Raw genomic sequence first — 13,915 nt, 5'->3', positions numbered from 1 at the left:
CAGTTTTCCTCCCCCTCAGAGCGTCACGTCCACGCCGCCGGCGCCGGGGGCGCAGGCCCCACGCAGGTCGCGCGCCATTTCCGCCCCGGTCTGGTAACGCTGCTCCGCGTCCTTGACCAGGGCCTTGTTGATGATTTCCGCCAGGGCCGCGGGCACGGCCGGATTGGCCAGGCGCACGTCGGGGCTGGCCTCGTTGGCGATCTTGAACATCAGCTGGGCCATGGATTCGCCATGGAACGGCAGCTGGCCGCAGCACAACTGGTACAGGGTCACGCCCAGGGAAAACAGGTCGGAGCGGCCGTCGATCTTCTTCCCCGCCAGCTGCTCCGGCGACATGTAGGACGGGGTGCCGAGAACCATGCCGGTACGGGTGCGGGACGAATCGGTGATGCGGGCAATGCCGAAGTCGGTCACCTTGACCTGATCCGACTCGGGCTCGTACATGATGTTGGCCGGCTTGATGTCCCGGTGCACCACGTTGTTGCGGTGGGCGTAGTCCAGGGCCTCAGCCACCCGGGCGACGATGTCGGCCACCCGCTCGGGCGGCAGCAGGTGGTCGGCCTTGGTGAAGGGCACCAGGTCCTTGCCCTTGAGGAACTCCATGGCGATATAGGCCAGGTCGTGCTCTTCGCCGGCATCGAAAATGGTGACAATGTTGGGATGGTTGAGGCGGCCGGCGGTTTCCGCCTCGCGGAAGAAGCGCTCCTTGACGTCGGCCAGCTCGTCTTCCTCGAACTCCTGGGCCAGGGCCATGGTCTTGATGGCCACCACCCGGTTGATCTTGGGGTCGCGCCCCTGGTAGACCACGCCCATGGCGCCCTTGCCCAGCTCCTTTTCCACCTGGTAGCGGCCCAGCATGGGCTTTTCCACCTCGCCGCCGGTGAGTATCTGGGTGCCCCCGCTGCTGCGGGCGCCGGCGCCGCCGAGCATGATGGTTTCCGACATGGCCTTGGCCCGGGACAGGCGCATTTCCAGGTCCCGGAACTTGGGGTTGTAGCCGGACATGTAGCGGAACACGGCCTCGGCCTTGTTGAACTGGCGCTTGCGTTCGAAGTCCAGGGCCAGGTTGTAGAGGTTCTCCATCAACTGGTCGTCCAGGGGGCACTTGCGCAGCTTGTCGAAAGCCATGTCGAGCTGGCCCTGGCCCTGGAAGGCCAGGCCCAGCATGCGGTTGGACTCGGCCGATTCCTGGTCGGATTTCTCCTTGCCCCGTTCCGTCACCAGGAAGCGCTTGGTAGTGAGCAGGAGATGGCCCAGCAGCAGCAGGGTGGCGGCGCCCATCAGCTGCAGCCACAGGCCGGCCCCCAGCATCAGGCCGAAATGCAGGCCAAGCAGGGCCGCCAGCAGCAGGGCGGTGAGGCCGGCGCCGACGCCGGCTGAAAGCCGGGGCAGCAACAGGATCAGGTACAGGGCCACCAGCAGGTAGGCGGCCAGCTCGGCCCCCAGGCCCCAGGCCGGGATGACGAAGAAGTGTTCCTGCAGGATGCTGGAGACGGAGTGGGCCAGGGTCAGCACCGGTGCCATGGCCGGGGATACGGGCGTCACCTGGCTGGCGCCGACCCCGGCGGCGGTGGCGCCGATGAGGACGATCTTGTCCTGGTACTTGGCGGCGGGAATCTTGCCGGACAGCACGTCGTAGAAGGAATCCACCGCAAAGGCGGGCTTGCCCTCCCGGTCCTTGTAGAAGAAGGTCAGCATGCGGCTGGCCGGGTCTGTCGGGATGCGCAGCTTGCCCAGGCGCACCGACTCCCCCAGGGTCGCCTGGATGTCGGCGGGCCCGAGATTGAGGCTGCGGGCGGCGATCAGCAGGGACAGGGAGGGATAGAACTGGTCGTAGTAGCTGAGCACCAGGGGTTCGCTGCGGATGCCGCCGTCCACGTCCACGGAGGCGTTGAGATGGCCGATGGCGGCGGCCTTCTCGCCGATGCCCGGCACCGGCAGCTGCACCGCGTTGGTGGGCAGGGCAAAGCCGCTGCCGGCATTGACCCGGGTCAGCTGGTTGCGGCTGACGAACTCCGGCAGGGGCTGGTCCGGCCGCCCCAGGGGATCGCCCAGCTGGAACAGCATGGGCAGCAGCACCGTGTCGGTGGCGCCGTAGCTCTGGGCCAGGCGGCGGTCCGTGTTGAGGGCGGCCTCGGCTTCCTGCAGGATGCCGGCGGCCTCCGCCGGCATGGCGCCCTGGCGGGAGAGTTCCAGCAGCCGGGTGATGTAGGCGTAGCCCGGATCGATCTGGGGCTCGGAGAACAGCACCGTATTGCCGATGACCTTGGCCTTGGCCCCCACCAGGAGGTCGGTGAGGCGGGCATGGACGTCCCGGGACCAGGGCCAGCGGCCGATGTTGGCGATGCTCTGGTCGTCGATGGCGATCACCGCCACCCGCTCGGACGAGGTCCGGCTGGAGGCGGCCACGCCCATGTCGTAGGCCTTGCGCTCCAGGCTCTGGATCAACTCCCCATTGGCGGCGGCCAGCATGGCCAGGGACAGGGCCAGGCCGAGGAACCAGTCGGTCTTCCAGAATCCGGCTTTGCGCATGGCGCAGGGCCTCCAATGCCAAATTGATTAGTTGTCTTCTTCTATGGCCTGCCGGAACGGCCCAATGCTGGCTCCCTCCGACTCCCTCGTGCCGCAACCCTATTATTCAGCGGCGTATTCTGCATTCTTACAGTGCCGCCTTAACTCAGTCAAATGGGATTCTCGCCGAGAAAGCCGGCGCCGGACGCGCCATAATTCACGCTCCCCGGCGGGCGAGAAACAAACGAGCGTTTTCAGCCGCCGAACGGCAGTTCCAGGCCCAGCCCCCGGGCCCGGGCCTGGGCCAGCACCAGGGAGGCCAGCACCAGATCCTGCACCGCCAATCCCTGGGATTCGAACAGGGTGATCTGCTCGGGCGAACTGCGCCCGGCACGGCGGCCGACGATGACGTCCCCCAGTTCCACCAGCTGGCGGGCGGAAAGGCGGCCCTTCTCCAGCAGGGGCACCAGGTCGCCGGCCTCCTTCAGGGCCGTATCCACCGTATCCACCGCCACCAGGTCGCAACGGCGCACGGCGGCTTCGGACAGTTCCTGGCGGATCAGGGCATTGGAACCAGCGGCATTGATGTGCACGCCCGGCACCAGCCAGTCGGCGTCGAACAGGGGGGCGGCGGCCGTGGTGATGGTGCCGATCACATCGGAGCCGCGCACCGTCGCTTCCGCATCGGCGGCGGGGACGATCTCGACCCCGGGCAGGCGCTGGCCCATCTCGGCGCAGAAGGCTTCCAGCTTGTCCCGCTTGCGGCCATAAACCTTGACCCGGCGCAGCGGCAGGGCGGTGCAGATGGCTTCAACATGGCCCCGGGCCTGCCAGCCGCTGCCGAAGACGCCGGCCACTTCGGAATCGGGCCGCGCCAGCCATTTGGCGGCGATGCCCGAGGCGGCGCCGGTGCGCATCATGCCCAGGTAATCGGCTGCCACCACGGCCTGCAGCACGCCGCTGGCGGCGTCGAAGAGAAAGACGTTGAAGCGGTTGCCGCTGCGGTTGCTGGTGTAGGCCTTGTAGCCCAGGATGCCCAGCCCGGGCAGGCCGCCGTGCAGCAGGTGCAGGGCCGTCTGGGGCAGGCGGGTGCGGGCCCGAGGCGTATCCTGGGCGACCAGGGCGCCCTCCCGGGACAGTTCGCGGTGGGCGATTTCCACGGCCTCCAGGGCCATGGGCATGGTCAGCACCGACTGGACGTCGGCTTCGCTCAGATACAGGGCCATTCTTACTCCACGGTAATATCGACGGGGGTCGGGCGCCGGGCCTGCAGCACCTTGCCGGCCAGCACCACCAGCACGGCGGCGAGGAGGCCGACGGCCTTGGGCAGCCAGGCCGGAGTGCCGGTCAGCCAGGGGGCCAGACCGGGATCGGCGGCGATCATTTCGCCGGCGACGAAGCCGAGCAGGGCGGCGCCCAGGGTCACCACCACCGGCCAGCGCTCCATCAGCTTGAGGATCAGCTGGCTGGACCAGACGATCAGGGGAATGCTCACGGCCAGGCCGAAGAGCAGCAGAAACAGGCTGCCGTGGGAGGCGCCGGCAACGCCGATGACGTTGTCCAGGCTCATGACGAAGTCGGCGACGATGATGGTCTTCACCGCGCCCCACAGGTGATCGGCGGCATTGATGTCGTGGCCGTCGTCGTCCTCCGGCAGCAGCAGCTTGATGCCGATCCACAGCAGCAGCAGGCCGCCCACCAGCTTGAGCCAGGGCAGGTTCATCACCAGGGCGGCGAAGGTGGTCAGCACCACGCGCAGGCTGACGGCGCCGGCGACGCCCCAGAAGATGCCTTTCTTGCGCTGCTCGGGGGAAAGGTTGCGACAGGCCAGGGCGATGACCACGGCGTTGTCGCCGGAGAGCACCACGTCGATGGCGATGATCTGGGCCACCGCCAGCCAGAAAACGGGAGAAGTGAGGTCGAGTTCCATGGGGCCGGATTGTACCGTGGCCGGGCCCTGGCCCGGCATTTCCCGGACAGGGGAGCGCAGTTAGCCGGACATGGGGCCGCTCAGGCAGGAAGGACGGGCATTTCCGTCATGGCATCGCCAGCAGCGGCGCCCCGCCCGCCTCCCAGGGCACGCCCCAAAAGAAAAAGGCGGGCCAGAAGGCCCGCCTTGGCATTGCGCCGGGGACGCTGCTTACTTCAGCAGACCCTTGAGCAGACGGCCCATTTCGGAGGGGTTGCGGGTCACGGTGAAGCCGCACTCTTCCATGATGGCGAGCTTGGCGTCAGCGGTGTCGGCACCACCGGAAATCAGGGCGCCAGCATGGCCCATGCGCTTGCCCGCGGGGGCAGTCACACCGGCGATGAAGCCGACGATGGGCTTCTTCATGTTGGCCTTGCACCACATGGCGGCTTCGGCTTCATCGGGACCGCCGATTTCGCCAATCATGATGACGGCGTCGGTATCCGGATCGTCATTGAACATCTTCATGACGTCGATGTGCTTCAGACCGTTGATGGGGTCGCCACCGATACCCACGGCGGAAGACTGGCCCAGACCGATTTCGGTCAGCTGGGCAACGGCTTCGTAGGTCAGGGTGCCGGAGCGGGAAACCACGCCGATGCGACCCTTCTTGTGGATGTGACCGGGCATGATGCCGATCTTGATTTCATCGGGGGTGATCAGGCCGGGGCAGTTGGGGCCCAGCAGCAGGGTCTTCTTGCCGCCCTTGGCTTCCTTTTCCTTCATCTTGTTGCGCACTTCCAGCATGTCCCGCACGGGGATGCCTTCGGTGATGCAGATGGCCAGGTCCAGGTCGGCTTCAACGGCTTCCCAGATGGCGGCAGCAGCGCCGGCGGGCGGCACGTAGATGACGGAAACGGTGGCGCCGGTGTCCTTGGCAGCTTCCTTGACGGTGGCGTAGATGGGGATGTCGAAGATCTTCTCGCCAGCCTTCTTGGGGTTCACGCCGGCAACGAAGCAGTTCTTGCCGTTGGCGTATTCCTGGCACTTTTCCGTATGGAACTGGCCGGTCTTGCCGGTGATGCCCTGGGTGATGACCTTGGTGTCTTTGTTGATCAGGATGGACATTCAATAACTCCTTACTTGACCGCGTCGACGATCTTCTGGGCCGCTTCGGCCATGGTATCGGCGGAAATGATCGGCAGACCGGAATCCTTCAGGATCTGCTTGCCCAGGTCCTCGTTGGTGCCCTTCATGCGGACCACCAGCGGCACGGACAGGTTCACTTCCTTGGCCGCGGTCACCACGCCGGTGGCGATGGTGTCGCACTTCATGATGCCGCCGAAGATGTTGACCAGGATGCCCTTGACCTTGGGGTTCTTGAGCATGATCTTGAAGGCTTCGGTGACCTTCTCGGTGGTGGCACCGCCGCCCACGTCCAGGAAGTTGGCCGGCTCGGCGCCGAACAGCTTGATGGTGTCCATGGTGGCCATGGCCAGACCGGCACCGTTCACCAGACAGCCGATGTTGCCGTCCAGGGAGATGTAGGCCAGGTCGAACTTGGAGGCTTCGATTTCGTCGGCATCTTCTTCATCCAGATCGCGGTATTCAACGATTTCGGGATGACGGAAGAGGGCGTTGGAGTCGAAATTGAACTTGGCGTCCAGAGCCTTGATGTTGCCGTTGCCTTCCAGGATCAGCGGGTTGATTTCCGCCAGGGAGGCATCGGTTTCCATGTAGCACTGGTACAGCTTCTTGATCTCGGCCTGGGCCTTGGCCACGGAGTCGGCGGGAACGCCGATGCCCTGGGCCAGGTTCAGGGTCTGCTGGTCGGTGATGCCGACCAGGGGATCAACGAATTCCTTGAGGATCTTCTCGGGGGTGGCATGGGCCACTTCCTCGATGTCCATGCCGCCTTCGGAGGAGGCCATGACGGCGACCTTCTGGGTAGCGCGGTCGGTCAGGACAGCCAGGTAGTATTCCTTCTTGATGTCGGCGCCTTCTTCAATCAGCAGGCGGCGGACCTTCTGGCCTTCCGGGCCGGTCTGGTGGGTCACCAGTTGCATGCCCAGAATCTGGGTGGCGTATTGGCGCACTTCATCCAGGGACTTGGCAACCTTCACGCCACCGCCCTTGCCGCGGCCACCAGCGTGAATCTGGGCCTTCACGACCCACACCTTGCCGCCCAGTTCCTCGGCGACCTTGACAGCTTCGTCGACGGAGAAGGCAGGCTTGCCGCGCGGCGTCGTCACGCCGAACTTTCTCAGGATCTCCTTACCCTGATATTCATGAATTTTCATGCGCTTTCCTTGCTTGGTTGAAGTTGCGAGCAAAAGGCAGGAGTGTCTCCCCTACCCCATTTTCTGGTCACGGTACCAGCGCGGGTAATAGCGCTGGACCGCTTCCGAAGTGGATTCGAGGGCATGGCAGCGGTCAAGCTGATAAGGCTTGTGACCATGGTCCTCGTTGTCTTTCATTTCACTGGCAAAGGTCTGGATCGCCGCCGTCGGCAGCACCATGACCAGCTCGGTCAGATGGGAGCAGCCTTTGACATCGCCAAAACGCTCCTTGACCGCCCTGCGGAAGCCGTGAAACAGATTCAAGCCTACCAGCCTGTTGTAATCCGCGTTGATACGGTCGCATTGTCCCACATAGGGCATGCCGTCCGTCCGGGTCTCCGCCGCGAGAATGTTGAATTCCCGATCGATGGTGACCCGTACCCACATATCGTGCACCGGTTCTCCTGCTGGCCGCAGCCCGGAGGAAAGGGGGTAATCATGATCCTTGACGTCGGTCAGACGCGCCTCCACGTCCCACAGACCATCCTCGCGCTTGAAGCCATACAACTGGATGCTGCGGACGTGCAGGCGCTGGCGGGCAACAGGGGCAGGGGAAAGTGGCATGGGGAGGCCGGATTCTTTATGCAACGGATTACAGCAGCGGAGCGCTATCTTATTGTTAGTCCGCCAATATTAACACAAGAAAAAAGGCGCCCCGCTGTTTTGCATTCATAATTATGGATACAAATCCCGGGCCCGCAGCGCCTCCATTTGATCCAGATTAAGCGCCCCCCGCCCCGCCGCCCCCAGAATCCCGGACAGCATTATTACAACGACAAAAAGTCGGGGAGAAAACCATGCACCGGGAGTCCGCCGCCGCCCTGGAAGGGGAACGCATCGCCCGCGCCAGCCGGGACGAAATCGCCGCCCTGCAGCTCAAGCGCCTGCAACAGACCCTGCGCCACGCCTACGAGAAGGTGCCCCATACCCGGGCCAAGTTCGACACCCATGGGGTCCATCCGGACGACCTGAAGACCCTGGCGGACCTGGCCAGGTTCCCCTTCACCGGCAAACAGGACCTGCGGGACAACTACCCCTACGGCCTTTTCGCCGTGCCCATGCGGGACATCGTGCGGGTGCACGCCTCCAGCGGCACCACCGGCAAGCCCACCGTGGTCGGCTACACCGCCGGCGACATCGACCGCTGGGCCGACATCATGGCCCGGGCCCTGCGCGCCGCCGGCGCCGGACCGGAGGACATCGTCCATGTAGCCCACGGCTACGGCCTGTTCACCGGCGGCCTCGGCGTCCATTACGGCGTCGAGCGCCTGGGCGCCACGGCGGTGCCCGTTTCCGGCGGCCAGACCGAGCGCCAGGTGCAGCTCATCGCCGACTTCAAGCCCACGGTGCTGGTGGTGACGCCCTCCTACGCCCTCAACCTGGCCGACGAATGCGAGCACCAGGGCTTCGACCTGGCCGGCTCCAGCCTGCGCATCGGACTCTTCGGCGCCGAGCCCTGGGGCGAAAGCATGCGGGCGGAGATCGAGCGCCGCTTCGGCATCGCCGCCATGGACCTCTACGGCCTGTCGGAAGTGATGGGCCCCGGCGTCGCCAGCGAATGCATCGAATCCCGGGACGGCCCCACCATCTGGGAAGACCACTTCTACCCGGAGATCATCGACCCCAACACCGGCGAAGTCCTGCCCGACGGCGCCCACGGCGAACTGGTGTTCACCTCCCTGACCAAGGAGGGCATGCCGGTGGTGCGCTACCGCACCCGGGACCTGACCACCCTGCTGCCGCCCACGGCCCGCAGCTTCCGCCGCATCGGCAAGATCACCGGCCGTTCCGACGACATGCTGATCATCCGCGGCGTCAACGTCTTCCCCAGCCAGATCGAGGAATTCGTGCTCAAGCAGGCCGAGCTGTCGCCCCATTACCAGCTGGAGGTGTGGCGTGAAGGCCATTTGGACAAGCTGGACATCCGGGTGGAACTGAAACCCGAGTTCGCCAATGCGGGCACCCACGTCTCCGAGCAGGCGGCGCGGGAGCTGCAGCATCACATCAAGTCCTACATCGGCATTTCCACCCGGGTGCGGGTGGAGGCGGTGGGCAGCATCGAACGGGCCGTCGGCGGCAAGGCCCGGCGGGTGGTGGACAAGCGGCCGCAATAGCGGCATCACCTGGAAGGCAGGCAGGACGCCGCTGCCAGCCGTGCCTTGCCTGACAACGAGACGGGACGCGCCTTTTCAGGCAGGAGCGGCGAAGCGCCCTATTCCCGGGTTGCCGCCAGCACCCGCCACAGCAGGCCGCCCAGCAGCACCGCCGCCAGCACCAGGCTGGCGGCGGATGCGGCCCAGTAGCCGGCCACGCCCATGGCCGGGCTGCCGTAGGCCAGCCACCAGCCGCCCCCCAGGCCGACACCCCAGAAGCAGAGGGTATGGATCAGCATGGGCAGGAAGGTGATCTTGCAGCCCCGCAGGGAAAAACCCGCCACCGTCTGGATCGCGTCGAACAGCTGGTAGGCCGCCAGATAACCCACCAGGCCGACGGCTACCGCGGCCACCCGGCCATCCCCCGTGGCGGCTCCCACCAGGGGCCCGGCACCCCACCACAGCAAGCCCCCAAACAGCAGCGACAGACCGGTGGCCAGGACCATGCCGGCACCGACCGCCCGCTCCATGCCGGCCGAATCCCGGGCCCCGGCCGCCCGCCCGACCCGGGCCAGGGTGGCGATGGCCACCGCCAGGGGCAGCATGTAGAGCAGGGCCGCCAGGTTGGCGACGATGCGGTGCCCCGCCACCACGGTTGCTCCTTCCCGGGCGATGAAGAGGGCGATCAGGGTGAAGGCGCTGATTTCCACCAGGTTGGAAAAGCCCATGGGCAGGCCCAGGCGCAGCAGCTCCCGCAAGCGCGCCCACTGGGGCCGGTGCCAGCGCCCCAGCAGGGCCAGGGGCGCCAGGGCGGCCGAGCGCCGCAGATAAGCGAAACCGCAGAAAAAACCGACCCCGACGATGATCAGGGTGGACCAGCCGGTGCCCTCCACCCCCAGGGGCGGGCCACCCCAGCGCCCCTGGATCAGGCACCAGGAGAGGGGTAGGTGCAGGGCGGTGGTCGCCAGGCTGATCAGCATGAAGGGCCGGGAATGGCCGAGGGCATTGGCGAAGGCGAACAGGGTGCGGTACAGCAGCACCAGGGGCAGGCCCCAGGCCAGCAGGTCGAGGTAGGCCCGGGTCTTGGCCTCCACCGCCGGCTCCATGGTGGCCATGGCCAGCAGCGGATCGGGGAAGCGCATCAGCAGGCAGGCCGGCACAGCCAGCACCAGGGCCACCCAGAAAGCCTGCTGCAGGGCGGCGGCGATTTCCCCGTGGCGCCCGGCGCCGTGCAGGTGGGCCACCACCGGCGCCACCGCCTGCAGCACGCCGGCGCAGGCCATGATGACGGCAATGTAGATGCCGCCGCCGATGGCCACCGCCGCCAGGTCGGCGGCGCCGTAGTGGCCGAGCAGGGCCGTGTCGATCAGCATCAGGCCCATGGAGGCCAGCTGGGCCACCAGGATCGGCCAGGCGTGCCGGGCAATGTGGCGGATTTCCTCCCCCAGGCGGGGAGCGGCGAAAGCAGGAACGGAAGCGGTCATGGCTCCCGCAGTATATAAGGGAAGGCGGGCCGCCGACGGGGCGCCCCACCTCCTTCGTGGCAAATGCATTGAGCGGGGGGGAAAAATCCCGGAAAATGCGTGACTTGCCCCAGCCGTTAGGGAGGAGGGGGCCATGACAAGGACTATATAAAAATGACGGCAGCAAAGATCGGCCTCGACGCCATCGAAAATGCCAGCCGCGACGAGATCACCGCACTGCAGGTGGAACGTCTGCGCTGGACCCTGAAGCACGCCTACGACAACGTGCCCCACTACCGGGCCAAGTTCGACGCCCAGGGCGTGCATCCGGACGACTTCCACAGCCTGGACGACCTGCGCAAGTTCCCCTTCACCACCAAGCAGGACCTGCGGGACAACTACCCCTTCAAGATGTTCGCCACGCCCCGGGAAGAGGTGGTGCGGGTGCACGCCTCCAGCGGCACCACCGGCAAGCCCACCGTGGTCGGCTACACCCAGAAGGACATCGACACCTGGGCCCACCTCATGGCCCGCTCCATCTACGCCGCCGGCGGCCGCCGCGGCGACATCATCCACGTCGCCTACGGCTACGGCCTGTTCACCGGCGGCCTGGGCGCCCACTACGGGGCCGAGGCCCTGGGTTGCACGGTCATCCCCATGTCCGGCGGGCAGACGGAAAAGCAGGTGCAGCTGATCGCCGACTTCGCGCCGCGCATCATCATGTGCACGCCCTCCTACATGCTCAACATCGCCGACGAGTTCAAGCGCCAGGGCATGGATCCCCGGGGCACCTCCCTGCGCATCGGCATCCACGGCGCCGAGCCGTGGACCGACGGCATGCGCCAGGAGATCGAAAACCTGCTGGGTGTCGACGCGGTGGACATCTACGGTCTTTCCGAAGTCATGGGCCCCGGCGTCGCCAACGAGTGCATCGAGTCCAAGGACGGCCCGGTGATCTGGGAAGACCACTTCTACCCGGAAATCATCGACCCCAACACCGGCGAAGTCCTGCCCGAGGGCAGCCAGGGCGAGCTGGTATTCACCTCCCTCTCCAAGGAGGCCCTGCCGGTGGTGCGCTACCGCACCCGGGACCTGACCCGCCTGCTGGCGCCCACCTCCCGCAGTTTCCGCCGCATCGGCAAGATCACCGGCCGCTCCGATGACATGCTGATTATTCGTGGCGTTAATGTGTTCCCCAGCCAGATCGAGGAATTGATCCTCAAACAGGCCAAGCTGTCCGGCCACTACCTGCTGGAAGTGGCGCGGGACGGCCATCTGGACAGCATCACCGTGAACGTGGAAATGAAGCCGGAGTTCGGCATCGCCACCGCCGCCGAGAAGGAATACGTGGCCCACGAGCTGCAGCACCACATCAAGTCCTACATCGGCATTTCCACCCAGGTGCGCATCGTCGAGGTCGGCGGCATCGAACGTTCCGTCGGCAAGGCCAAGCGGGTCATCGACAAACGCCCCCGCTGAGCCCCGCCCGGCGCCCCCCGGATCGCCCGCCAGGGCGCATCCGCAAGCCCTGGGCGGCAGATGGGCCTTGTCTCTGATATAAATCAGAAATAATTGACCGCTGCCGCCCCTATCCCCCATTATTCGAAGCTAAAAACGCCTTGAGGGAAGCTGCTCCATGAAAACCATTTTCCTTGTCGACGATTCGGCAACCATTCTGCTATCCATCTCCAACATCCTCGCCAAGGCAGGCTATGCTGTTGAAAAGGCTGGAAATGCGGAAGAGGGAATGAAGAAGTTCCAGGCCGGGGTGAAGGTGGACCTGCTCATCACCGACCTCAACATGCCCGGCATGAACGGCATCCAGTTCATCCGCGAAGTGCGCAAGCTGCCCAATTACAAGTTCATGCCCATCCTGTTCCTGACCACCGAGTCGCAGCAGGAAAAGCGGGCTGAAGCCAAGGCGGCAGGGGCCTCCGGCTGGATCGTCAAGCCGGCCACCGCCGACCAGCTCCTCAACACCATCAAACTGGTACTGCGCTAAGCCCATGGACTTCGGACTGTTGCTACGGCGGGCCTCCCTGGTATTCGCCATCGTCGCCATCGGAGCAGGCCTCATGGTCTACTTCCTGCACGACTGGTTCCATAGCGACTTCCTGAATTCCTTCGACGTTGCCCAGCCCCTGGGCGACGCCATCGGCACGGTGATCATCGTCGTCGTCGCCTACCTGGCCCAACGCCTGGTTTCCATCGCCTTCTACCGGGACATGATGTTCGGCCTGGCGCGCAACCAGGAGGTCTTCGCCAGCACCAACACCAACTACCAGGCCGTGGCCGAAGAGGTGGCGGAAGAACTGGCGGCCGTGCCGGCCTTCAACGAGGTGCTGCAGGGCCAGCTGCACAGCGTCATCCAGGCCACCGAAGAGGCAGCCTACCAGATCACGGAGCGACTGCAGGCGGTGGACGGGGTGGTGACCCACCTCAACGAGTTCGTCAGCACCAGTTCCACCGAGTCGAGCCAGATGGTCAACGAGTCGGAAAGCCGCATCGCCGACAACCAGAAGCTCATCGTCGAGATGGGCCTCTACATCGAAAACCGCATCCAGGAAGCCCAGACCGACCAGCAACGGGTGGCCCAGGTGGTGGCCGAGGCCCGCTCCCTGGAATCCCTGACCAAGCTGATCAAGGGCATCGCCAGCCAGACCAACCTGCTGGCCCTCAACGCCGCCATCGAGGCGGCCCGGGCCGGCGAGGCGGGCCGCGGCTTTGCCGTGGTGGCCGACGAGGTGCGCAAGCTCTCCAGCGAAACCGAGGCGGCGGTGACCCAGATCAACCAGGGCATCGTCGGCGTCGCCAGCACCATCGAACAGCAATTCCAGGACAAGCTCTCCCACTCCAACCTGGACCGGGAGCGGGCCGCCCTGCAGCAGTTCGCCACCCAGCTCACCACCCTGGGCCATAGCTACGAGCAGGTCATGCAGCACCAGAGCACGGTGATCGCCACCGTCCAGAGCAGCAGCCAGGAACTGGCGGCCATGTTCATGGATGCGGTGGCCAGCGTGCAGTTCCAGGACGTCACCCGGCAGCAGATCGAAACCACCATCGAAGCCCTGTCCCGACTGCAGCAGCACGCCGCCACCCTGTCCGAACGCCTGCGCCAGGCGGAAAACCCCAATTTCCAGTACCAGCCTTTGTCCGAGCACCTGGACCAGCTGTACAGCCGCTATGTGATGAAACAGCAACGCACCACCCACAAGCAGGCCCTGCACCAGTCCGCCCCCGGCGGCGAGCCGGACCTGCCCCAGGTGGAGCTCTTCTAAGGGGGACTCGTGAGCACCGGCACCCATCGCGTCACCATCCTGGATGACCTGACCATCTACAACGCCCTGACCCAGAAGGCCGCCTTCATGGAAGCCCTGGGCCAGTGCCGCGACCTGGAAATCGACCTGTCCCACGTCGGCGAGGTCGATACCGCAGGCTTCCAGCTGCTCCTGCTGACCAAGCGGGAAGCCGCGCTGCAGAACAAGACCGCCCGCATCGTCGCCCACAGCCCCGCCGTGCGGGAATTGCTGGACTTCTTCAACATGGCCGCCTTCTTCGGCGACCCCCTGGTCATCCCGGCCCGGGAACAGGGCTGAGGAG

Annotated in this window: 12 protein-coding genes; 5 read left to right on the top strand and 7 right to left on the bottom strand. The window is 65.6% G+C overall.

Annotated features, from left to right (window positions below; translation table 11 throughout):
- Positions 1 to 15: 15 nt before the first annotated feature.
- From AZSP09_RS15800 to AZSP09_RS15775, 6 genes are all read right to left on the bottom strand, one after another.
- A complete protein-coding gene (locus AZSP09_RS15800; protein WP_152090576.1) occupies positions 16 to 2,532 on the bottom strand; it encodes a CHASE2 domain-containing serine/threonine-protein kinase in 2,517 nt (838 codons plus the stop codon).
- A gap of 233 nt (positions 2,533 to 2,765) precedes the next feature.
- The gene (locus tag AZSP09_RS15795; protein WP_152090575.1) at positions 2,766 to 3,737 is read right to left on the bottom strand and encodes an ornithine cyclodeaminase family protein; all 972 of its coding nucleotides are present in this window, start codon (positions 3,735 to 3,737) and stop codon (positions 2,766 to 2,768) included.
- Positions 3,738 to 3,739: 2 nt separating this feature from the next.
- A complete protein-coding gene (locus AZSP09_RS15790) occupies positions 3,740 to 4,441 on the bottom strand; it encodes a TerC family protein (protein WP_152090574.1) in 702 nt (233 codons plus the stop codon).
- A 210-nt stretch (positions 4,442 to 4,651) separates the two neighbouring features.
- Positions 4,652 to 5,548, bottom strand: a complete 897-nt coding sequence (sucD, locus tag AZSP09_RS15785; RefSeq protein WP_014236542.1) for a succinate--CoA ligase subunit alpha — start codon at positions 5,546 to 5,548, stop codon at positions 4,652 to 4,654.
- Between the two features lie 11 nt (positions 5,549 to 5,559).
- On the bottom strand, positions 5,560 to 6,720 hold the full coding sequence (gene sucC, locus AZSP09_RS15780; protein WP_014236541.1) for an ADP-forming succinate--CoA ligase subunit beta: 1,161 nt from the start codon (positions 6,718 to 6,720) through the stop codon (positions 5,560 to 5,562).
- A gap of 51 nt (positions 6,721 to 6,771) precedes the next feature.
- A complete protein-coding gene (locus tag AZSP09_RS15775; protein ID WP_014236540.1) occupies positions 6,772 to 7,323 on the bottom strand; it encodes a DUF2889 domain-containing protein in 552 nt (183 codons plus the stop codon).
- Between the two features lie 233 nt (positions 7,324 to 7,556).
- On the opposite strand from AZSP09_RS15775, the gene paaK (AZSP09_RS15770) reads away from it, so the two are divergent.
- Positions 7,557 to 8,873, top strand: a complete 1,317-nt coding sequence (gene paaK / locus AZSP09_RS15770; protein ID WP_152090573.1) for a phenylacetate--CoA ligase PaaK — start codon at positions 7,557 to 7,559, stop codon at positions 8,871 to 8,873.
- Between the two features lie 98 nt (positions 8,874 to 8,971).
- Here paaK (AZSP09_RS15770) and AZSP09_RS15765 read toward each other — a convergent pair whose 3' ends face one another.
- The gene (locus AZSP09_RS15765) at positions 8,972 to 10,336 is read right to left on the bottom strand and encodes an MATE family efflux transporter (RefSeq protein ID WP_152090572.1); all 1,365 of its coding nucleotides are present in this window, start codon (positions 10,334 to 10,336) and stop codon (positions 8,972 to 8,974) included.
- Positions 10,337 to 10,489: 153 nt separating this feature from the next.
- On the opposite strand from AZSP09_RS15765, the gene paaK (AZSP09_RS15760) reads away from it, so the two are divergent.
- From paaK (AZSP09_RS15760) to AZSP09_RS15745, 4 genes are all read left to right on the top strand, one after another.
- Positions 10,490 to 11,794 carry a phenylacetate--CoA ligase PaaK gene (gene paaK / locus AZSP09_RS15760; RefSeq protein WP_152090571.1) on the top strand — a complete coding sequence of 435 codons (1,305 nt, stop codon included), beginning with the start codon at positions 10,490 to 10,492 and terminating at the stop codon, positions 11,792 to 11,794.
- Between the two features lie 157 nt (positions 11,795 to 11,951).
- Positions 11,952 to 12,317, top strand: a complete 366-nt coding sequence (locus AZSP09_RS15755) for a response regulator (RefSeq protein ID WP_014236536.1) — start codon at positions 11,952 to 11,954, stop codon at positions 12,315 to 12,317.
- 4 nt (positions 12,318 to 12,321) lie between these two features.
- On the top strand, positions 12,322 to 13,593 hold the full coding sequence (locus AZSP09_RS15750) for a methyl-accepting chemotaxis protein (protein ID WP_014236535.1): 1,272 nt from the start codon (positions 12,322 to 12,324) through the stop codon (positions 13,591 to 13,593).
- Positions 13,594 to 13,602: 9 nt separating this feature from the next.
- A complete protein-coding gene (locus tag AZSP09_RS15745) occupies positions 13,603 to 13,911 on the top strand; it encodes an STAS domain-containing protein (protein WP_014236534.1) in 309 nt (102 codons plus the stop codon).
- Positions 13,912 to 13,915 lie beyond the last annotated feature (4 nt).

Source organism: Azospira sp. I09, from assembly GCF_009177135.1.
GTDB lineage: Bacteria > Pseudomonadota > Gammaproteobacteria > Burkholderiales > Rhodocyclaceae > Azospira > Azospira oryzae.
This window is presented reverse-complemented; position numbering and strand designations above follow the sequence as displayed.